Annotated in this window: 17 protein-coding genes; 9 read left to right on the forward strand and 8 right to left on the reverse strand. The window is 67.6% G+C overall.

Annotated features, from left to right (window positions below; genetic code table 11):
• Positions 1-76: 76 nt before the first annotated feature.
• Positions 77-904, forward strand: coding sequence for an AraC family transcriptional regulator (locus ACZ5YA_RS02445; RefSeq protein WP_464091961.1), 828 nt, complete (start codon positions 77-79; stop codon positions 902-904).
• Between the two features lie 196 nt (positions 905-1,100).
• Here ACZ5YA_RS02445 and ACZ5YA_RS02450 read toward each other — a convergent pair whose 3' ends face one another.
• Positions 1,101-1,442 (reverse strand): hypothetical protein, encoded by a 342-nt coding sequence (locus ACZ5YA_RS02450; RefSeq protein WP_059374290.1) that lies wholly within the window; start codon positions 1,440-1,442, stop codon positions 1,101-1,103.
• Between the two features lie 272 nt (positions 1,443-1,714).
• Between ACZ5YA_RS02450 and ACZ5YA_RS02455 the strand changes: the two genes are divergently transcribed.
• From ACZ5YA_RS02455 to lpdA, 4 genes are read left to right on the forward strand one after another with little or no spacing between them, the layout of a single operon-like run.
• Positions 1,715-2,947 carry a 3-methyl-2-oxobutanoate dehydrogenase (2-methylpropanoyl-transferring) subunit alpha gene (locus tag ACZ5YA_RS02455; RefSeq protein WP_059374291.1) on the forward strand — a complete coding sequence of 411 codons (1,233 nt, stop codon included), beginning with the start codon at positions 1,715-1,717 and terminating at the stop codon, positions 2,945-2,947.
• A gap of 2 nt (positions 2,948-2,949) precedes the next feature.
• Positions 2,950-3,993, forward strand: a complete 1,044-nt coding sequence (locus ACZ5YA_RS02460; RefSeq protein WP_059374292.1) for an alpha-ketoacid dehydrogenase subunit beta — start codon at positions 2,950-2,952, stop codon at positions 3,991-3,993.
• Between the two features lie 3 nt (positions 3,994-3,996).
• Positions 3,997-5,325: a dihydrolipoamide acetyltransferase family protein gene (locus ACZ5YA_RS02465; RefSeq protein ID WP_187774051.1), complete on the forward strand. Its 1,329-nt coding sequence runs from the start codon at positions 3,997-3,999 to the stop codon at positions 5,323-5,325.
• Between the two features lie 2 nt (positions 5,326-5,327).
• Positions 5,328-6,731, forward strand: a complete 1,404-nt coding sequence (lpdA, locus tag ACZ5YA_RS02470) for a dihydrolipoyl dehydrogenase (protein ID WP_464091962.1) — start codon at positions 5,328-5,330, stop codon at positions 6,729-6,731.
• Between the two features lie 54 nt (positions 6,732-6,785).
• On the opposite strand, the gene ACZ5YA_RS02475 is transcribed toward lpdA, so the two are convergent.
• The gene (locus ACZ5YA_RS02475) at positions 6,786-7,697 is read right to left on the reverse strand and encodes a LysR substrate-binding domain-containing protein (protein ID WP_059374295.1); all 912 of its coding nucleotides are present in this window, start codon (positions 7,695-7,697) and stop codon (positions 6,786-6,788) included.
• A gap of 89 nt (positions 7,698-7,786) precedes the next feature.
• Here ACZ5YA_RS02475 and ACZ5YA_RS02480 point away from each other — a divergent pair, with 89 nt between their 5' ends.
• Positions 7,787-9,070 carry an amidase gene (locus ACZ5YA_RS02480; RefSeq protein WP_464091963.1) on the forward strand — a complete coding sequence of 428 codons (1,284 nt, stop codon included), beginning with the start codon at positions 7,787-7,789 and terminating at the stop codon, positions 9,068-9,070.
• A gap of 1 nt (position 9,071) precedes the next feature.
• Positions 9,072-10,049, forward strand: a complete 978-nt coding sequence (locus ACZ5YA_RS02485) for a Bug family tripartite tricarboxylate transporter substrate binding protein (protein ID WP_251880617.1) — start codon at positions 9,072-9,074, stop codon at positions 10,047-10,049.
• Positions 10,050-10,052: 3 nt separating this feature from the next.
• Here the strand turns inward: ACZ5YA_RS02485 and ACZ5YA_RS02490 are convergent, their stop codons facing one another.
• The gene (locus ACZ5YA_RS02490) at positions 10,053-12,056 is read right to left on the reverse strand and encodes a PEP/pyruvate-binding domain-containing protein (protein ID WP_464091964.1); all 2,004 of its coding nucleotides are present in this window, start codon (positions 12,054-12,056) and stop codon (positions 10,053-10,055) included.
• Positions 12,057-12,488: 432 nt separating this feature from the next.
• Between ACZ5YA_RS02490 and cnbCb the strand changes: the two genes are divergently transcribed.
• On the forward strand, positions 12,489-13,415 hold the full coding sequence (gene cnbCb, locus ACZ5YA_RS02495) for a 2-aminophenol 1,6-dioxygenase subunit beta (protein ID WP_464091965.1): 927 nt from the start codon (positions 12,489-12,491) through the stop codon (positions 13,413-13,415).
• A gap of 19 nt (positions 13,416-13,434) precedes the next feature.
• Positions 13,435-14,253: a DODA-type extradiol aromatic ring-opening family dioxygenase gene (locus tag ACZ5YA_RS02500; RefSeq protein ID WP_280016401.1), complete on the forward strand. Its 819-nt coding sequence runs from the start codon at positions 13,435-13,437 to the stop codon at positions 14,251-14,253.
• A 62-nt stretch (positions 14,254-14,315) separates the two neighbouring features.
• Here the strand turns inward: ACZ5YA_RS02500 and ACZ5YA_RS02505 are convergent, their stop codons facing one another.
• From ACZ5YA_RS02505 to ACZ5YA_RS02525, 5 genes are read right to left on the reverse strand one after another with little or no spacing between them, the layout of a single operon-like run.
• A complete protein-coding gene (locus ACZ5YA_RS02505) occupies positions 14,316-15,869 on the reverse strand; it encodes a fumarate hydratase (RefSeq protein WP_419343060.1) in 1,554 nt (517 codons plus the stop codon).
• Positions 15,870-15,907: 38 nt separating this feature from the next.
• Positions 15,908-17,260 (reverse strand): MFS transporter, encoded by a 1,353-nt coding sequence (locus ACZ5YA_RS02510; protein WP_187524041.1) that lies wholly within the window; start codon positions 17,258-17,260, stop codon positions 15,908-15,910.
• Positions 17,261-17,314: 54 nt separating this feature from the next.
• Positions 17,315-17,983 (reverse strand): maleylacetoacetate isomerase, encoded by a 669-nt coding sequence (gene maiA / locus ACZ5YA_RS02515; RefSeq protein WP_464091966.1) that lies wholly within the window; start codon positions 17,981-17,983, stop codon positions 17,315-17,317.
• Positions 17,984-17,995: 12 nt separating this feature from the next.
• Positions 17,996-19,030, reverse strand: a complete 1,035-nt coding sequence (locus ACZ5YA_RS02520; RefSeq protein WP_059374303.1) for a fumarylacetoacetate hydrolase family protein — start codon at positions 19,028-19,030, stop codon at positions 17,996-17,998.
• A gap of 57 nt (positions 19,031-19,087) precedes the next feature.
• Positions 19,088-20,047, reverse strand: a complete 960-nt coding sequence (locus ACZ5YA_RS02525; protein ID WP_059374304.1) for an MBL fold metallo-hydrolase — start codon at positions 20,045-20,047, stop codon at positions 19,088-19,090.
• Between the last annotated feature and the right edge of the window lie 26 nt (positions 20,048-20,073).

A 20,073-nucleotide genomic window follows, 5' to 3' on the forward strand; every position in this document is an offset into this window, starting at 1 on the left:
GAAACCTGCAGATAGGCCATTGTGGTTGGCGGGAGGTAAACTGATATAACGGCAAATGGACTAAAAATAGTGAAAAATGGCCAATACGCCCGAACCGGCCCGACTCTCTCCAACCGTTGATCTCAGCGAGTGGCTCGAAGGACCTTTCCTTATCGCGCTGAGAGGCAATGACAATCCCGACAATGAATTCCAGCTCGGGACGCGGGAGTACGACTGGCATCAGCATGCGAGAGGCCAGGTCTTCTGTGTCGAAGCGGGGATGATTCAGGTCAGGACACAGCATGGCTCGTGGCTGCTGCCTCCGCACCGTGCAGGCTGGATACCGCCGAACATTCCCCATCAGGTGCGGGTAAGTGGCGCGCTGACGGGCTGGAGCCTGCTGATCACTCCTCATGGAGGAAGACGGCTACCGAAACAGCCGTGCGTCATCGGCATTTCGGAGGTCTTGCATGCTCTGGTGCGGCGTGCCGAGAATTGGGATAAGCATGCGCTGCTGGCACCGGAGCAGGTTCGCATCGCCGCGGTCATCCTCGACGAAATCAGCCGAGCGCCGCATGAGTCGCTTCACATCCCCATGCCTTCCGACCCGCGGCTGGCCCGTGTGGCGCAGGCGATTCTGGAAAACCCTGGCAATCCGCGCACATTGGAGGACTGGGCGCAGTGGGGAGCCATGTCGGCCCGAACCTTGAGGCGGCTGATCCTGTCGGAAACAGGCTTGAGCTTCGCCCAATGGCGCCAGCAGGCGCAATTGGGACACGCGCTGGAAATGCTGGCGCGCGGTGCGTCAGTAACGGATGTTTCCGATCAATTGGGTTACGCCTCGCCAAGCAACTTCATTGCCATGTTCCGCCGCGCCTTCGGAGATTCGCCCGCGCATTACTTCTTGACCAAAAAAGGAAGCTAGAGATGGCAATGTCCTTCGCGGACTACGCCACTGACCGCCGCGTGGCTTCAGGGCTAGTCATCGCGGTGCATTCATACTGCCCATGGTCGGCAATGCGAGGAAGACCGGCAATCGCAAGAACCAAGCCTGACCCATGGCCCCGCATGGCCTGTTTTGCTGTTGCGCGCGCAAGGAAAAACCGGGCGGCGGCAATTCTTCATGGGCGGCGTGCCTGGCGCCGGTCCCCGAACGGCCGGAAGGCCAGGCGCACGAGCCTCTCCAGGCTCCAGCCCGCGAAGTAGAAGAGGGCCAGCGTGGGCAGTCCGATCAGCAGGTAGCCGCCGACCCAGGACAGGCCTTCCAGCAAACGGTCCAAGTTCAGTTCATGCAGTAGCGCCAGTTGCAGCGCCAGCGGCAATTGCAGCAGCACGAAACGCCCCTTGTCGTCGCCGCCGGCCGACAGCGCGGCGGCAACGCAGAGGATGACGATGGCGAGGTACAGCGCGGCGAACACGATGCCGGTCCAGCTGAACCATTTCGAGGCGGTCAATCGGGGCACGTCGGTTTCCAGCGGATCAGGGACAGGCAGTATATGACGTCGCCGGCCGCCGCCACCGCGACCCCGCCAGCGCCGCATGGCCCGCGACCGGCGCGGGCAACGAGGCCCGGCGCGGCCCCTGTTTCGGGGCTGCGCCCTGTGCTACTCTGGCTGCCGGTCGTGCATGTTCATCCCTTTGCACCGGCCGACGATGGCAATGTCCGAGGTCACCCCCTTGGGCAGTGTCTTGGTAAGAAGAATGCGCATGACACGATCAAGCGTGGAGACAATACATGAGCCAATATGGGCCGTTGAAGTTGCACGTCCCGGAGCCTACAGGGCGCCCGGGTTGCAAGACCGATTTTTCCTACCTGCACCTGTCGCCGCCCGGCGATGTGCCCAAACCCCCCATTGATGTTGCCGCGGTCGATACCGGCGGACTGGCCTACAGCCTGGTCCGGGTGATCGCGGACGACGGCAGCGCCGTCGGACCGTGGGCGCCGGAACTCAGCCATGAGCAGCTGCGCGCCGGCATGCGCAACATGCTGAAGACGCGTCTGTTCGATGCGCGCATGCTGACCGCCCAGCGCAAGAAGAAGATCTCGTTCTACATGCAGAGCCTGGGCGAAGAGGCCATCGGCACGGCCCACGCCATGGCGCTGGAGCAGGGCGACATGTGCTTTCCGACCTACCGCCAGCAAAGCATCCTGCTGGCGCGCGACGCCTCGCTGGTCACCATGATGTGCCAGCTGATGTCCAACGAACGCGATCCGCTCAAGGGGCGCCAACTACCGGTCATGTATTCCGACCGCGAACGGGGCTTCTTCAGCATCTCCGGCAACCTGGCCACGCAATTCATCCAGGCGGTGGGCTGGGGCATGGCCTCGGCCATCAAGGGCGATACCCGCATCGCTTCTGGCTGGATCGGCGACGGCGCCACCGCCGAGGCCGACTTCCACACCGCACTGACCTTCGCCCACGTCTACCGCGCGCCGGTCATCCTGAACGTGGTCAACAACCAGTGGGCCATCTCCACCTTCCAGGCCATCGCCGGCGGCGAAGGCGCGACCTTCGCGGGCCGCGGCGTGGGCTGCGGCATCGCCTCGCTGCGGGTGGACGGCAACGATTTCCTGGCGGTCTACTCCGCCTCGCGCTGGGCCGCCGAACGCGCCCGCAGCAATCTGGGGCCGACCCTGATCGAATGGGTGACCTACCGCGCCGGGCCGCACTCGACGTCCGACGATCCCTCCAAGTACCGTCCCGGCGACGATTGGAGCCACTTCCCGCTGGGCGATCCGATCGCGCGTTTCAAGAAGCACCTGATCCTGCTGGGCATCTGGTCCGACGAAGAGCATGAAGCCGTCAAGGCCGAGCTCGACGCCGAGATCCTGGCGGCGCAGAAGGAAGCGGAAAGCTACGGCACCCTGGTGGACGGCCACGTCCCCAGCGCCGCCAGCATCTTTGAAGACGTGTACAAGGACATGCCGGAGCATCTGCGCCGGCAGCGTCAGCAGCTCGGAGTCTGATCATGGCTATCGATAACAACGCTGGTCCGGCCTCCGCGCCGATGACCATGATCCAGGCTTTGCGCTCGGCCATGGATGTGATGCTGGAGCGCGACAACAACGTGGTGGTGTTCGGGCAGGACGTCGGCTATTTCGGCGGCGTGTTCCGCTGCACCGAAGGCCTGCAGGCCAAGTACGGCAGCTCGCGCGTGTTCGACACGCCCATCTCCGAAGGCGGCATCGTCGGCGTGGCGGTGGGCATGGGCGCCTACGGCTTGCGCCCCGTCTGCGAGATCCAGTTCGCCGATTATTTCTATCCCGCTTCGGACCAGATCGTGTCCGAGGCCGCGCGCCTGCGCTACCGCTCGGTCAACGAATTCGTCGCGCCCATGACCATCCGCATGCCTTGCGGCGGCGGCATCTACGGCGGCCAGACGCACAGCCAGAGCCCCGAGGCCATGTTCACGCAGGTCTGCGGGCTGCGCACGGTGATGCCGTCCAATCCGTACGATGCCAAGGGCCTACTGATCGCGTCCATCGAGAACGACGACCCGGTCATCTTCCTGGAGCCCAAGCGGCTCTACAACGGCCCGTTCGATGGCCACCATGACCGGCCCGTCACGCCCTGGACCGGGCGGCCGGGCAGCGTGGTGCCCACCGGCTACTACACCGTGCCGCTGGACTCGGCCGCCATCGTGCGGCCCGGCAACGCGCTGACCGTGCTGACCTACGGCACCACCGTGCACGTGTCGCTGACGGCCGCCGAGGAAACCGGCATCGACGCCGAGATCATCGACCTGCGCAGCCTGTGGCCGCTGGACCTGGACGCCATCGTCAACTCGGTCAAGAAGACCGGCCGTTGCGTGGTGGTGCACGAAGCCACGCGCACCTGCGGCTTCGGCGCCGAGCTGATCGCGCTGGTGCAGGAACACTGCTTCCATCATCTGGAGGCGCCCGTGGAACGCGTGACCGGCTGGGATACGCCGTATCCCCACGCGCAGGAATGGGCGTACTTCCCCGGCCCGCGCCGGGTCGGCGAAGCGTTCAAGCGCGCGATGGAGGGTTGAGAGATGGGTATTCATGTCATCAAGATGCCCGACATCGGCGAAGGCATCGCGGAAGTGGAACTGGTCGCCTGGCACGTGAAGATCGGCGACATGGTGGCCGAGGACCAGCCCCTGGCCGACGTCATGACGGACAAGGCCACGGTCGAGATTCCCGCGCCGGTGGTCGGCCGCGTGGTCGCGCTGGGCGGGGACGTGGGCCAGGTCATGGCGGTGGGCGGCGAGCTGATCCGCCTGGAAGTCGAAGGCGAGGGCAACCTGAAGCCCGGCGCCGATGCGCCGCCGGCCAAGGCGGCTGCGGCTCCCGCGGCGGCACAACCTGCCGCCGCAGCGCCTGCGCCGCAGTCCGCGCCTGCGCCGAAGGCAGAGGCCGCCGCGCTCGCGAAGCCGGCCGCGCCGCCAGCCGCGCCGGCCAAGCCCGCGCGCCAGGCGACCGCCGCCGTCGCGCGCCAGCCCGGCGACAAGCCGCTGGCGTCGCCCGCGGTGCGCAAGCGCGCCTGGGACCTGGGCGTCGAACTGCGCTACGTGCACGGCAGCGGCCCGGCCGGCCGCATCCTGCACGAAGACCTGGACGCCTACCTGCAAGGGCAGGGCGGGGGCGCCCAAGCCCGCGGCGGCGTGGCCTACGCCGAGCGCAACGACGAGGAAAACGTGCCGGTCATCGGCCTGCGCCGCAAGATCGCGCAGAAGATGGCGGAGTCCAAACGCCGCATTCCGCACTTCAGCTACGTCGAGGAAATCGACGTGACCGAACTGGAAGAGTTGCGCGCCAGCCTCAACCAGAAGTGGGGCGCGACGCGCGGCAAGCTCACGCTATTGCCGCTGCTGGCGCGCGCCATGGTGGTGGCGCTGCGCGATTTTCCGCAGATCAACGCGCGCTACGACGACGAGGGCGGCGTGGTCACGCGCTACGGCGGGGTCCACATCGGCATCGCCACGCAGAGCGACGGCGGCCTGATGGTGCCGGTCATGCGCCACGCCGAGGCGCGCGACCTCTGGTCCATGGCGGCCGAGATCGTCCGCCTGGCCGAGGCGGTGCGCACGGGTAGCGCCAGCCGCGACGAGCTGTCGGGGTCGACCATCACCATTACCAGCCTGGGGCCTTTGGGCGGCATCGTCACCACGCCGGTGATCAACCATCCCGAGGTCGGCATCGTGGGCGTGAACCGCATCGTCGAGCGGCCCGCTATCCGCAATGGCGCCGTGGTGGCGCGCAAGCTGATGAACCTGTCGTCGTCCTTCGACCACCGCGTGGTGGACGGCATGGACGCGGCGCGCTTCATCCAGGCGGTGCGCGCGCTGCTGGAACAACCCGCGCTGCTTTTCGTGGAGTAAGCATGAGCCAGATCACTAAGACTACGACTTTGCTGGTGATCGGCGGCGGCCCCGGCGGCTACGTCGCCGCCATCCGCGCCGGCCAGCTGGGCGTGCCGACCATCCTGGTCGAAGGCGCCCAGCTGGGCGGCACCTGCCTGAACATCGGCTGCATCCCCTCCAAGGCGCTGATCCACGCGGCCGAGGAATTCGACAAGGCGCGCCACTACGCGGGCAAGTCGGCGCTGGGCATTTCCGTGTCGGCGCCCGCTATCGACCTGGCCCAGACCGTGGCCTGGAAGGACGGCATCGTCGGCAAGCTGACCGGCGGCGTGGCCGCGTTGCTGAAGAAGAACGGCGTGGAAGTGGTGCGCGGCTGGGCCCGGTTGCTGGACGGCAAGACCGTGGAAGTGGAAGGCGGCGAGTCCGGCGTCATCCGCATCCAGTGCGAACATCTGCTGCTGGCGGCGGGATCCGAACCGACGCCGCTGCCGTCCATGCCTTTCGGCGGCATGGTGGTGTCGTCCACCGAAGCCTTGTCGCCTGCCAGCATCCCCAGGCAATTGGTGGTGGTGGGCGGCGGCTACATCGGCCTGGAACTCGGCACCGTGTACCGCAAGCTGGGCGCCGAAGTGGCCGTGGTGGAAGCGCAGGACCGCATCCTGCCGACCTACGACGCCGAACTTACCAAGCCGGTGGCGGCGGCGCTAGGCAAAATGGGCGTGGACCTGCACCTGGGCCGCAAGGTGCTGGGCCTGAACGGAGCCGGCAATGCGGTGCGCGTGCAGGACGCGGCGGGCGTCGAAACCCTGCTGCCGGCCGACCGCGTGCTGATCGCGGTGGGACGGCGTCCGCGCACGCAGGATTGGGGGCTGGAAAGCCTGCAGCTGGACCGCAAGGGCAACGCGCTGCGCATCGACGACCAGTGCCGCACCTCCATGCGCGACGTCTGGGCCATCGGCGACATCGCCGGCGAACCCATGTTGGCGCACCGCGCCATGGCGCAGGGCGAGATGGTGGCCGAGCTGGTTTCGGGCAAGCGCCGCCATTTCCAGCCTGCCTCCATCCCGGCGGTCTGCTTCACCGACCCCGAGGTCGTGGTGGCGGGCCTGTCGCCCGCGGAGGCGGAAAGCGCGGGGCTGGACTGCCTGACGGCGTCCTTCCCGTTCGCCGCCAACGGCCGCTCGATGACGCTGGAATCCACCGACGGCTTCGTGCGCGTGGTCGTGCGCCGCGACAACCACCTGATCGTGGGCTGGCAGGCAGTGGGACGCGGCGTGTCCGAGCTGTCGACGGCCTTCGGCCAGTCGCTGGAAATGGGCGCCACGCTGGAAGACGTGGCGGGCACCATTCACGCGCATCCGACGCTGGGCGAAGCGGTGCAGGAAGCGGCGCTCAAGGCGCTGGGCCACGCGCTGCACATCTAGGCGCAACGGAACGCCGCGCTTGCGCGGCGTTCCAACGCAAGCCCGGACAAGTGCCTAGCGAGGGGTTACGGCTTGCGCCAATGCGGCGCTGAATCCTTCCACCGCAGGATTGCCTTGGTCGCGCAACGCCGCCAGCACCACCTGGGCCGTGGCTCCCGCCACAGCGCGCAAAGGCAGGAAGCGCAATGAATCCGAGCGCATGCGGGACAATGATTGGGGTACCAGTGCAGGGCCGACGCCGGCTTCCACCAGCGTCAGCAAAGTCGGAATGACGCTTTCCTGCGCAATTTCCGGCTTCAGCTGCGCGCGCGCGTACAGCGCCTGGATCATGCTGCGGAAGTACGGCGAGACGTCCTGGCGGTAACCCACCAAGGGATATTCCAGCAGTTCTTCCAGCGAAACATCACGCTGATGCGCCAGCGCATGATCATGGCGCAGCGCCACGCGCAGGGGCTCTTCGTAGATGACGCGGGTCACGATATCCGCATCCAGCGGATGCGGTCGCATCAGCGCCACATCGACGGCGCGCGACCGCAGCGCCGGCTCCATGTCGACGGAATTCATTTCGCGCAGATCGATGCGGACTTCCGGGTGTGCATCGCGGTAATGGCTGAGCGCCGACACCAGCGGCGAGCTTGCCGCGCTGGGCGTGATGCCTATCACCAGTGACCCGGTCTCGCCGCGGGCCGTGCGCCGCGCCTGCCGCAGCATCAGCTGGGTGTCGGCTGCGATCTTGCGCGCTCGTTCATACATGATTTCGCCAGCAGGCGTCAGCTTTACCGAGCGCGTGGTGCGTACGAACAGCGGCACGCCGACGATCGCTTCCAGCCGCTTGATCTGCTGCGTGAGGGGCGGTTGGGTCATGAACAAGCGCGCCGCCGCCCGCGCGAAGTGCAGTTCTTCCGCCAGCGTGCAGAACAGGACCAGCAAGCGACCGTCCAGGAAGATTAATTCGGATTTCGACATAATCAGGGCGAAATTACATATTGGACATAGATTAGTCGAGTTCCTAAGATGCCGCATCGCTACACACCGCCGGCATTCCGGATTCGCACATGTCCCTCGCTTCCATTCCTGCCTCAGTCGCCGCCATCGCTCAAAGCGTGAGGGAAGGCGAGGTGGCGGCGTTCGCGGCGGCGCGCCAGAGCCTGGCGGCCATTGCGCGGCAAGACCCGGCAATCCGCGCCTGGAGCCATGTGCTGCCCGCCGCGGCGCTGGAGCAGATGGACCCGGCGCAGCACGCCGTTGGCGCGCTGGCCGGCGTGCCTATCGGCATCAAGGATGTGATCGACGTAGCGGACATGCCCACAGGTTTCGGCGCGCCTGGCTTGATTACCGGCAAGGCGGCGTTCGACGCCTGCAGCGTCGGCATGCTGCGGGCGGTCGGCGCGATCCCCGTGGGCAAGACCGTGACCGCCGAGTTCGCGTTCAGGACACCGGGCCCCACCCGCAATCCCCATGCCCTGGCGCATACACCCGGCGGCTCCTCCAGCGGCTCCGCCGCCGCGGTGGCGGCCGGCATGGTGCCGGCCGCGTTGGGCACGCAGACGGGGGGCTCCATGATCCGTCCGGCGGCCTATTGCGGCGTTGTCGGGTTCAAACCCAGCGCCGGCCGAGTGTTCCGGGACGGCATGAAGCTCACTTGCGAATCGTTGGACACCATAGGCTGGTACGCGAACAGCGTGGCGGACGCCCAGCTCATCGCGGACGTGCTCGTGGGCGGCGCGCATGCGCCCGTACCGTCCGGTCGCCAACTGACCGTCGCGGTGCAATTGAACAATCCGAAAGCCGGATTGTGTGTCGAGAGCCGTGCCGAGATCGATCGCGCCCTTGCGGTGCTGGCCGCGCATGGCGTGCAGTGCGTGGCCGTGCAAGCCGAACGCGAGACGGCGCTCTTGCTGCAGGCGCACGATGTGATCATGCACTACGAGTTCGCACGCAGTCTGGCGCCGGTAGTGGAGCGCCAAGGCCATGCCCTGAGCGCCGTCTTGCGCCAGGCGGTGACGCGTGGCCTGGCCATCGGGGCAGGGGAGTACCACGAGATGCTTGGGATGCAGGCAGCGTTGCGCCAGGGCTGGGGCGCGCTCTATGGCGGCGCCGACTTGGTGCTTACGCCCAGCACGCCGGGGCCGGCGCCCCTTGGGCTGGAGCACACCGGCGACGCTTCATACAACAAGATCTGGTCGGTGCTGGGGTGGCCATGCCTGCACCTGCCGACCGGATTCAGCCGCGCGGGACTGCCCATGGGCATGCAATTGGTCGGCGATCTGGGCAAGGACCTGGCCTTGCTCGCCATCGGCCGGGATTTACATCATCTGCTGAAACAGCAAGGGGAATGAAATGGGATTCAAGAAACTGAGGCAGGGCGTGCTGGCCCTGTGCGCCGCCGCAGCGGTGACAGGATTGGGGCAGGCCCACGCCGCCTTTCCCGACCGTCCGATCAATGTCGTCGTGCCCACGGCGGCCGGCGGCACGGTGGATATCGTTGCGCGCATCATGGCGGAAAAACTCGGCGCCGAGCTGGGACAGCCCGTGGTTGTCATCAACAAGCCCGGCGCCGGCGGCGTCGTCGGCACGCAGGCGTTCCTGCGCGAGCCGCAGGATGGCTACACCGTGCTGTTCACGGCGAACAGCAATCAGCTGATCGTGCCTTGGGTCTACAAAGATGCGAAGTTCGATCCGATCAAGGACTTCGCGCCGATCGCCGCGGTGGGCGAAGTGCCCAACGTGCTGTGCGTGAACCCGGCCTTTCCCGCGAAGGACATGAAGGAGTTCATGGCCTTGATCAAGGCCCACCCGGAAAAGTACCAGTACGCCTCGGCCGGCGCGGGGACCTTGAACCATCTGCTGGGCGTCATGCTGGACCAGATGGGCGGGCTGCGCATGCAGCACATTCCCTATCGCGGCGTGTCGCCGGCCATGGCGGATGTGATGGGCAATCAGGTGCCGATGCTGTTCGCCAGCCTGCCCTCGGCGGTGGAAGGCATCAAGGCCGGCAAGCTGCGCGCGCTGGGCGTCAGCAGCGAAAAGCGCAACGCCTTGCTGCCCGATGTTCCTGCCATCAACGAAGCCATACCAGGATTCCGCGGCGACCTGTGGGTAGCGTTCTATGGCGCAAAGGAGGCGCCCCGCGCGACTATCGAGACCTTGCATCAGGCCATCCGCAAAGTCCTGGCCGACCAGGCGCTGCAACAGAAGTTCGACCAGCTGGGGGTCACCATGATGCATGACGGGCCGGCCGAGCTGGCGGCGCGCCAGCAGGCCGAGTTCATGCAGTGGAAGCAGGTCGTGCAGGCCTCGGGAGCGAGTCCGGATTAAGGCCTAACGGCTGCCGTCGATGTACGGCCGGGCCTGCAGGATCAGGATGTCGTCACCCTGCACGGCCCATTCGATATCCTGGTCCGCGCCGCCCAGGCGCTGCTTGACCTGGCTGCCCACGGCAGCCAGGCGCGCCACCAGGGCATCGTTCAACACCTGGCGCGCGCCCTCGATCGGCACTTCGCGCACGCCGCCCGCGGCGTCCGCCACCAGTTGGGTGTCTTCGGCGGAGCGGGTCAGCACCTGCACCGCCTTGGACCAGCTGGAGTACATCAGCTGTTCGGCCTGCCGCTTGCCTTCCACCACCTTGATGCCCAGGCCGCGCTTGGCCGAGATGTAGGTGACGTAGCGGCGCGAGGCGTCGAAGGGATCGCGGGTGATCATGACGCCCGAGCTGTCCGATGCCGCCGCCTGTTGCACCAGCACCGCCATCACCACGCCGTCCTGGCCGATGCCGGCCGCGCGCCGGGCTTCGTACGCTTCGTAGTTGTAGACCGAGGCCCACACGGTCTGCACGGCTTGCGCCAGCGCGTCGGCCTGCGTCACGTTGGGCACGGTGGTGTAGAGCCCCGCGCCGCTGAATCCCGGCAGGTCCTCGGAATTGGACGAGCTGCGCACGAACACGCCGCGGCCCTGCAGCTGCTTTTGCCAGCGTTCGCGCCAGGCGGCGGCCAAGGCCGGATCCGGTTGGGCCTGGATGATGTCCTGGCGCAGCGCAGCCAGTTCGGCGCGGCGCACGTTGGCGTCGCCGGTGAAGTCCGCCCGCTGCTCCAGCGCGGCCATGCGCTGCGGCACGCCCAGCTGCGCCATGAAGGCCGCGTACTGCGCGAAGGGGATGCAGAAGCCGTCCGGCACGGTGGCCGCAGGCGGCAGCGTGGACTTCAGCGCGCCCAGGTTGGCCGCCTTCACGCCGCAATGGCGGCTGTCGCGCGTGACCATGCCGGAGAGCGGCTTGATCGCCTTGACCGTCAGGTCGGGCTTGGGCAGCGGCTGGGCAGCTCTGGGCGGCGGGGCTTCAGGCTTGGCGATGCGTTGCACCTGATAGCCGCTGCTGGTGACGGTCAGCTCGACCCATTGGCCGTCGTGCTCGCGCAGTGCGGCGACGGCATCGCGCACATAGGCGTTGGGAATGCGCCAGCCCTTTGCCAGCAGATTGACGTGGGACAGCAGGGTGGAGGGGCGCTGCGTGACGAGGCCGGCCACGGGCGGCAGCGCCACCGGAACCTCGTCCAGCACCAGGATGTCGGTCGGCGCCAGGTCCGGCGTGTCGTCCACCGAAGCCACGATGCGCAGCCGGCCTTGCGCCTGGCCGGTGTTCAGCGGCAGGAAGGTCTGTTCGCGCAGCAGCGATTCCTGCGTCACGGGCTTCAGGCCAGTATTCTGCGCGACCTGTTCGTGCAGCGTGGAATTGGCCTTGAAGCGCACGGGCTCGTAGAAGCTGGCCTGCAGTTTTTCCTCGGTCAGCTTCAACAGCTCCGGGGTGAGCCGGTCGCCTTCCCAGAATTCATAGGTGTAGCCGGGCAGGTCGCGCTGCCAACTGAGCGTGCCGAACAGCAGGCGCCGCTGCGGCTCCTTGTACTGTGCGATCAGCGTGGCCTTGTCGTTGGCGGGCAAGAGGCGACGTTCACGCGCGAAGTTCTCGTGCAGCGTGTAGCGCGGTGTGTTGACGTAGTAGATCTTGCCGCCCTGTTTCCGGTCGATCACGAACAGCACGTGGGGGATCTCCAACGGCGTGCCGGGGTTGTAGACCCGGGCAAGCTGCTGGAATTCGGCCTGGATCTGGATTTTCCCCAGGAAGGCGGGGCCGGTTTTCCTGGCGTCTTCCGCCTGCTGCGCCGCGCGCTCGTCGGCGGTCAACGGCCGCGAGTTTTCATAGGGCGAAGGCTTGCGGGCGGTTTGCGACTGGACGGGCGGGCCAAAGCTGGCCGCCGCCGCGCCCAGCGCGGCCAGGACGATCAGGCGGGTCAGGTGGCGGGACGAAAGGCGGCGGGCGGAAGATGGACTCATGAACGGGCGGGCGGGGCGCAGGGAGCCGCGATGATATCGGAGTGCCGCCGGCGTTTGTTTCTGGATGTGGCCAACTATGCGTTGACGTTGCTGCGGGGCGCAAAATACCCAATTTCAGTGATGTGCCTGGGGCCAGGAATGGCGTCTAATTCCGCCCAGGCTTGATCGCGCCCGCCGGCGCCGCGAGAAACCGGCCATCTCCGTACGAGTGGATGGAGACGGTTTTTCCGCAAGGTCTTTTTTAAGGAGCAGCTATCGCTGCTCTTTTTTTTCGCCTGCTCGGGAAATTCCCTAGCTGCTGAGGGCGTGCCGCCCGTTGACAGCGGCCTGCAGTGACTCGATACTCGAATCCAGTACGTATACGTACAAAATAATGGGCCTCGCAGCATCGGTCGACATCGGGTTCCCACGGCTCTCGCAAAGGAGTAAGCAATGAAGGACGGCGAAATTCTTTCCGGATTCCTGGCTCCCCATCCGCCGCACCTGGTGTACGGCGAGAACCCGCCGCAGAACGAGCCGCGCTCGCGCGGCGGCTGGGAAACCTTGCGCTGGGCCTACGATCATGTGCGCGAGAGCATCGAACGCCTGCGGCCCGATGTGCTGCTGGTGCATTCGCCGCACTGGATCACGCAGGTGGGCCACCATTTCCTGGGCGTGCCGCGCCTGGCGGGCCGCTCGGTGGACCCGATCTTTCCCGACCTGTTCCGCTACGACTTCGGCATGGACGTGGACGTAGAACTGGCCGAAGCCTGCTGCGAGGAAGGCCGCAAGCTGGGCCTGGTCACCAAGATGATGCGCAACCCGAAGTTCAGGGTGGACTACGGCACCATCACCACGCTGCACATGGTGCGGCCGCAATGGGACATTCCGGTGGTGGGGCTGTCGGCGAACAACACGCCGTACTACCTCAACACCAAAGAGGGGCTCAAGGAAATGGACCTGCTGGGCCGGGCCACGCGCGAAGCCATACGCAAGAGCGGGCGGCGCGCGGTACTGCTGGCCAGCAATACGCTGTCGCACTGGCATTTTCATGAACAGCCCGAGGTGCCCGAGGACATGTCCAAGGAGCATCCAGCGCGCTACGACGGCTATCTGTGGGACATCCGCATGATCGAGCTGATGCGCAAGGGCAGGATGGGCGAGGTGTTCGAGCTGCTGCCGCAGTTCATCGACGAAGCCTTCGCTGAAGTGAAATCCGGCGCCTTCACCTGGATGCACGCGGCCATGGGCTATCCGCAGCTGGCGGGCAAGTTCCACGGCTACGGCACCGTGATCGGCACCGGTAACGCGGTGATGGAATGGAATCTTCAGGAGGCCGGGCTGTCCCGCCTCGACGCATCCGCCGGTGCGACCGCCTAGCCCTCGAAGGACACATGCCATGACCCTCGTTTCCGCATTTCTCGTTCCCGGCAGCCCGCTGCCGCAATTGCGCAGCGACGTGGCGCCCTGGGGGCGGCTGAACCAGGCGCTGCGCGCGGCCGGCAAGTCGCTGGCGGCTTCCCGGCCCGACGTGGTGCTGGTGTATTCGACCCAGTGGATGGCAGTGCTGGACCAGCTATGGATCACCCGCGCGCGCAGCACTGGCGTGCACGTGGATGAGAACTGGCACGAGTATGGCGAGCTGCCCTTCGACATCGCCAGCGACACGGTTCTGGCCGAAGCCTGTGTGCAGGGCTGCCGCGATGCCGGCATCCATGCGCGCGGCGTGGACTACGACCACTTTCCGATCGACACGGGCACCATCACGGTCAGCACGCTGATGGGCTTCGGCACCGATCAGCTACCGGTGACGCTGGCGGCCAACAACCTCTACCACGACCACGCGCAGACGGAGCAGCTCAGCCGCATCGCCGTGCAGGCGGCCGCGCTCCAGAACAAGCGGGCAGCGGTCATCGGCATAGGCGGACTGTCCAACACCATGTTCCGCGAGCCGGTGGCGCCGGACTCGGATTGTGTGATCTCGCCGGCCGACGACGAGTGGAACCGCCGCATGCTGGCGTTGCTGGAAAGCGGCGATGCCGGACAACTGCGTGAACTCATGCCCGAGTACGCCGGGCAGGCCAAGGCGGAGATGGGCTTCAAGCACATGTCCTGGCTGCTGGGCGCGTTGGGCGGGCAGTTCCGCGGCGCCAAGGTGCTGGAATATGCGCCGCTGTATGGCAGCGGCGGGGCGGTGGTGGAATTCAAGGTGGGTTGAGGGCGCGCCGGGGCGCGGCGGGATCCAGGCTGCCCCTACCAGGACGGCTTCGACCTTCGTCGTCAGGCAGTCCCCGTCAACGCCACCGGTATTTCCCTGGCCCCCGCCGTCCGGCGCCACTGCGCCGGCCCCGACACATGCAGGTTGCCGCCTTCGGCGTCCACCGCCACGGTCACGGGCATGTCCTGGACTTCGAACTCATGGATCGCTTCCATGCCCAGGTCCTCGAAGGCGACCACGCGTGCGCTGCGGATGGCGCGGGACACGAGATAGGCGGCGCCGCCCACGGCGATCAGGTAGGCCGCCCGGTGGCGCCGGATCGCCTCGACCGCCTGCGGACCGCGCTCCGCCTTGCCTATCATCGCCAGCAGTCCCGTGCGCTCCAGCATCATGCCGGTGTAGCCGTCCATGCGCGTCGACGTGGTGGGGCCGGCGGGTCCGACGGCTTCGTCGCGCACGGCGTCCACCGGCCCCACGTAGTAGATGGCGCGGCCGCGGAAGTCGGCCGGCAATGGTTCGCCGCGGGCCAGCATTTCGCGGATGCGCTGGTGCGCGGCATCGCGTCCGGTCAGCATGCGGCCATTGAGCAACAGGGTTTCGCCCGCGCGCCAGGATGCGACTTCCTCGCGGGTAAGCGTGTCCAGGTTCACGCGCCGGCCGGCGCTGGATCCGCGCGCGGCTCCCAGGTCGGGCCACAGGTCCAGCGACGGCGGGGCCAGGTGCGCGGGGCCGGAACCGTCCAGCACGAAGCGGGCATGGCGCGTGGCCGCGCAATTGGGGATCAGCGCGACGGGCTTGGCGGCGGCGTGCGTGGGGTAGGTCTTGATCTTCACGTCCAGCACGGTGGTGAGGCCGCCCAGGCCCTGCGCGCCCACGCCCAGCGCGTTGATGCGTTCGTGCAGTTCCAGCCGCAGCGCGTCCTCGGGCGCCAGCGCGTCGCCGCGCCGCGCCCGCGCCTGCAATTCATGCATGTCCAGCGGCTGCATCAGGCTTTCCTTGGCCAGCAGCACCGCCTTTTCGGCCGTGCCGCCCACGCCTATGCCCAGCATGCCGGGCGGACACCAGCCGGCGCCCATGGCGGGTATCTGCGCCAGCACCCAGTCGACGATGCTGTCGGCCGGGTTCAGCATGGCCAGCCGCGCCTTGTTTTCCGAGCCGCCGCCCTTGGCCGCGACCGTGACGGCCACGCTGGCGCCCGGCACGATGCGCGTGCTGATGACGGCGGGCGTGTTGTCGCGGGTGTTGCCGCGGCCGAACAGCGGGTCGGCCACCACCGAGGCCCGCAACGGATTGTCCGGGTCCAGGTAGGCGCGCCGCACGCCGGCGTTGACGGCGTCTTCCAGGCTGGCGGTAAAGCCCTCCCAGCGCACGTCCATGCCGACTTCCAGGAAGACGTTGACGATGCCGGTGTCCTGGCAGATCGGCCGGCGGCCGATGGCGGCCATGCGCGAGCTGGCCAGGATCTGCGCCATGGCGTCGCGCGCCGGCGCGCTGGCCTCGCATTCGTAGGCGCGGGCCAGGTGCGCGATGTAATCGGCCGGATGGTAGTGGCTGATGTACTGCAGCGCGCTGGCGATGGATTCGATCAGGTCGTCCTGGCGGATGAAGGTGCTCATGGCATGCGTGGGTAGGTGGCTTCAGCAGAGGATCAAGTTCAGTCGGCGTGCAGCGTGACGCCGGGCCGGTCCTTGACCAGGCTCACGGCCACGAAGGACACCAAGGCCATGGCGATGACGTAGACACCCACATGCCAGGACTGTCCGGTGGCGGTGATGATGGACTGCGCGATCATCGCGGCGAAGGCGCCGCCCAGGATGGAGCCCAGCGCGTAGCCCGCCGACACGCCCGAGTAGCGCACGTCGGCCGGGAACATCTCGGCGTACAGCGCGGCCTGCGGGCCATAGGTCAGGCCCAGCGGCACCGACAACACGGCCAGGGCGAAGGCGAATTGCATGACGTCGCCGGAGTCGACGAAGGACCACATCGGCACCGCCCACAGCGCCAGCAGCACGTAGCCGAGCTGGAAGGTGCGCACGCGGCCGATGCGGTCGCCGAGCCAGCCGCCCAGCAGCGTGGTGCCCAGCCAGCAGGCCGCGGCCAGCGTGCAGATCATCAGCACCTGCTGCGGCGGCATGCGCAGCGCCCGGCTGCCGTAGCTGATGAAGAAGCCGACCAGCAGGTAGCCGGCCGTGCTGTTGCCCACGAAGATCAGCGTGGTCAGCAGGATCTGGCGCGGATGCTTGCGCAACAGCGTGCCCAGCGGCGCAGAGGAATGGCTGCGGCGCGACTGCATCTCCAGGAACACGGGGGATTCCTCGACCGCGCGGCGGATGAAGACGCCGACGACGATGAGCGCGATGGACAGCAGGAAGGACACCCGCCAACCCCAGGCCATGAAATTGTCGGGGCCGACCAACGAGGTAATGCACCACAGCACGCCGGTGGCGACGATCATGCCCAGCGGCACGCCGATCTGCGGAAAGGCGCCGAACAGCGAACGCCGGTCGCGGGGCGCGTGCTCGACCGCCATGAGGGCCGCGCCGCCCCATTCGCCGCCAGCGGAGAAGCCTTGCAGCACGCGCAGCGTCACCAGCATCACCGGCGCCCAGATGCCGATCTGCGCATAGGTGGGCAGCACGCCGATCAGCGCCGTGGACACGCCCATCAGGATCAGCGTGGCCGCCAGCACCCGCTTGCGGCCGTAGCGGTCGCCCAGATGGCCGCAGACGATGGCGCCCAGCGGCCGGAACAGGAAGGCCACGCCCACGGTCGCGAACGACAGGATCAACGACAGTTCCGGGTTCTCCTTGGCGAAAGGCGCGAAGAACAGCGAGCCCAGCACCAGGCCGGCCGCCTGGACGTAGATGAAATAGTCGTACCACTCGATGGCCGAGCCGACCAGCGTGGCGGCCAGCACCTTGCGGTCGTCGGCGCTGACCAGCGGGCCGGACGCGGAACGGCCGGGGGCTGCGACGGCGGCGCCGTCGGCGGGGATTTCTGTCTGCATGATTGTCTCCGTGGGGGGAATGCGGCGGTTCAGCTTCTTATTCGGGGGTGTTGCCTAGGCCGCCGCGCTCTGCGGCGCGTCGGGTTGGTTTTCCGGACGGGCCGCTACGAACGCGGGCAGGCCGGCGCAGGCCTGGACGATGGCGCGGACCCGCTCGAAGGGCGTCAGGTCCGCGCCGTAGCGCAAGGCGTTGTAGACCTGCGGGATCAGGTAGCACTCGACCAGCGTGGGCGCGGCGCCCAGCGCGTAGCGGCCGTCCTGCGCCGAGGGCAGCGCCGCCTCGAAGGCCTGGAAGCCTTCGGCGCACCAGTGGCGGTACCAGTCCTGGATCTGTTCGTCATCCGCGCCGAACTGGGCGCGCAGGCGCTTGAGCGCACGCAGGTTGTTGAGCGGATGCATTTCGCAGGCGATCAATTGCGCCAGTGCGCGGGCTTGCGCGCGCAGCGCCGGATCGGCCGGCAGCAGCGGCGCGCCGGGATGGCGCTCGTCCAGGTACTCGATGATGGCCAGCGACTGCTGCAGGCGCAGGCCGTCGATTTCCAGCATGGGTACCAGGCCGAAGGGCGCCAGCGATCGGTAGGCGGGCTGCTGGTGTTCGCCCTTGACCATGTGCCAGGTGACCTGCCGGTAAGGCAGGCCCTTCAAGGCCAGGGCGATGCGGACCCGGTAGGCCGCGGAACTGCGCCAGTAGCTGTGCAGGGTGAGGGCAGGCGTATCGGCCACGGCGGTCTCCGGTCAGGCGGCGGCAGTTTCGGGCGTACCGGCCGATACGGCGCCAGGCATTGGGCGCGTGCCGGGAATGCGCACCTGCTGGTCGATGTCGCCGAACAGGCTTGCGCCCGCGTCGTCGCGCATGCCGATGCGCACCCGGTCGCCGTGCTTGAGGAAGGGCGTGCGCATTTCGCCGTCGCGCAGCTTTTCCCGCACGCGCGCCTCGACCAGGCAGCACACGCCGGCGGCGTCGCTGGCATTCGAAATGGTGCCGCTGCCCACCAGGGTGCCGGCGCCCAGGCGGCGCGTGCGGGCCGCGTGCGCGATCAGTTCGCCGAAATGGAATTGCATTTCCTCGCCCGCCTGGGGCTGGCCGATCTGCCGGCCGTTTAGCCACACCTGCATGGCGCGGTGCAGCTTGCCGCCGCGCCAGTAGGGCGCGAGCTCGTCGGGTGTGACCAGCACGGGCGACAGCGCCGATGCGGGCTTGCCCTGCAGGAAGCCGAAGCCCTTGGACAGCTCGGGCAGCACCACGTTACGCAGGGTCACGTCGTTGACCAGGCCCAGCAGCACGACGTGTTCGAGCGCCGCGTCCGGGTCCACGCCCAGCGGCACGTCGTCGGTCACGACCACGATCTCCGCCTCCAGGTCCACGCCCAGTTCCTCGCTGGCGGCGGTGATGTCTTCGCAGGGGCCCATGAAGTCATCCGAGGCGCCCTGGTACATCAGCGGATCGGTCAGGAACGAAGGCGGCATCTCGCCGCCGCGGGCGCGGCGTGTCAATTCCACGTGGTTCAGGTAGGCCGACGCGTCCAGCCATTGGTAGGCGCGCGGCAGGGGCGCGGCGCAGCGGGCGGGGTCGAAGGGCTGGCTGGCGCCTTCGCGGGCGTTCAGCGCTTCGTATTCGGCCTGCAGCAGCGGCGCGGCGCGGGCCCAGTCGTCCAGCGCCTGCTGCAAGGTGGCGGCGATGTGCGGCACGGTGCGCATGCGGGTCAGGTTGCGGTCGACGACGGCCAGGGCGCCGTCGCGGGCGCCGTTGGTCAGGGTGGCGAGTTTCATCTTAAGGTGCTCCGTATCGGAAAGGCAGGCCCGCGGCGGGGCCTCGTCGTGCGGGGATCAGGCGGTGAGTTCCGCCCACATGTCGCGGTCGCGCTGGGCGGTCCAGACGCGCGGATCGGCGATGCCGCTGGCCTCGTCATAAGCGCGCGAAACGTCGAAGGGAATGGCGTGTTCGTAGATGACGACGTGGCCGAACTCGGGGTCCATGACGCGGCGCGTGTCTTCATAGACCTGCTTCAGGCTCTTGCCTTGCTCCACGCCCTGGCGGGCGCAGCCGTACAGCGTTTCGACCCAGCTGCGCGTGTAGCCGATGGCCTCGCGGCAGGCGGCGGGCGTGGTCAGGGCGGGACCGCGGCCCGGCACCATCTGGCGCGGTTGCAGCGCTTGCAACGCGTCCAGCGTGGCGGGCCAGTCCGACAGGTAGGCATCGCCCGTGTAGACGCCCGCGTTGAATTCCACCAGGTCGCCGGAGAAACAGATGCCCTGCGACGGAATCCAGACGATGGAGTCGCCCCGGGTGTGGCCGGCGCCCAGGTGCAGCATGCGCACTTCGAGGCTGCCCAGGAACACGGTCAGCTCGCGCTCGAACACCACGGTGGGCCAGGTCAGCCCGGGGATGGTCTCGGCGGACTGGAACAGCCGCGGGAAGCGGCCGATCTCCGAGTCCATGTCGGCCTGGCCGCGTTCGACGATGAGCTCATGCGTGCCGCGGCTGGCGTACACGTTGGCCGCGCCCTCGGCCACGAAGGCGGACGCGCCCAGCACGCGCACGGCGTGGTAGTGCGTCAGCGCCACATGGCGGATGGGTTTGTCGGTGACGCCGCGGATGGCTTGGATCAGCGCCTGCGCCATGGCCGGGGTGGCGGTCGCGTCGACCACCATCACGCTGTCGTCGCCGATGATCACGCCCGAGTTGGGGTCGCCGTCGGCCACGTAGGCGTAGGCGTTGTCGGACAGGCGCTCGAAGGAGATCTTCTTTTCCGCCAGGTCGGCCTGGGAGGCGAAGGGTTTGCTCATGGTGTTCCTTTGATGGATGGAAAGAG

It is taken from the genome of Achromobacter sp. JCM 18799 (assembly GCF_055395645.1).

Excerpts from the sequence above, each read along its gene's own strand:
- ACZ5YA_RS02445 (WP_464091961.1), top strand. The coding sequence starts at position 77 with ATGGCCAATACGCCCGAACCGGCCCGACTCTCTCCAACCGTTGATCTC.
- ACZ5YA_RS02455 (WP_059374291.1), top strand. The coding sequence starts at position 1,715 with ATGAGCCAATATGGGCCGTTGAAGTTGCACGTCCCGGAGCCTACAGGG.
- ACZ5YA_RS02460 (WP_059374292.1), top strand. The coding sequence starts at position 2,950 with ATGGCTATCGATAACAACGCTGGTCCGGCCTCCGCGCCGATGACCATG.
- ACZ5YA_RS02465 (WP_187774051.1), top strand. The coding sequence starts at position 3,997 with ATGGGTATTCATGTCATCAAGATGCCCGACATCGGCGAAGGCATCGCG.
- lpdA (WP_464091962.1), top strand. The coding sequence starts at position 5,328 with ATGAGCCAGATCACTAAGACTACGACTTTGCTGGTGATCGGCGGCGGC.
- ACZ5YA_RS02475 (WP_059374295.1), bottom strand. The coding sequence starts at position 7,697 with ATGTCGAAATCCGAATTAATCTTCCTGGACGGTCGCTTGCTGGTCCTG.
- ACZ5YA_RS02480 (WP_464091963.1), top strand. The coding sequence starts at position 7,787 with ATGTCCCTCGCTTCCATTCCTGCCTCAGTCGCCGCCATCGCTCAAAGC.
- ACZ5YA_RS02485 (WP_251880617.1), top strand. The coding sequence starts at position 9,072 with ATGGGATTCAAGAAACTGAGGCAGGGCGTGCTGGCCCTGTGCGCCGCC.
- ACZ5YA_RS02490 (WP_464091964.1), bottom strand. The coding sequence starts at position 12,056 with ATGAGTCCATCTTCCGCCCGCCGCCTTTCGTCCCGCCACCTGACCCGC.
- cnbCb (WP_464091965.1), top strand. The coding sequence starts at position 12,489 with ATGAAGGACGGCGAAATTCTTTCCGGATTCCTGGCTCCCCATCCGCCG.
- ACZ5YA_RS02500 (WP_280016401.1), top strand. The coding sequence starts at position 13,435 with ATGACCCTCGTTTCCGCATTTCTCGTTCCCGGCAGCCCGCTGCCGCAA.
- ACZ5YA_RS02505 (WP_419343060.1), bottom strand. The coding sequence starts at position 15,869 with ATGAGCACCTTCATCCGCCAGGACGACCTGATCGAATCCATCGCCAGC.
- ACZ5YA_RS02510 (WP_187524041.1), bottom strand. The coding sequence starts at position 17,260 with ATGCAGACAGAAATCCCCGCCGACGGCGCCGCCGTCGCAGCCCCCGGC.
- ACZ5YA_RS02520 (WP_059374303.1), bottom strand. The coding sequence starts at position 19,030 with ATGAAACTCGCCACCCTGACCAACGGCGCCCGCGACGGCGCCCTGGCC.
- ACZ5YA_RS02525 (WP_059374304.1), bottom strand. The coding sequence starts at position 20,047 with ATGAGCAAACCCTTCGCCTCCCAGGCCGACCTGGCGGAAAAGAAGATC.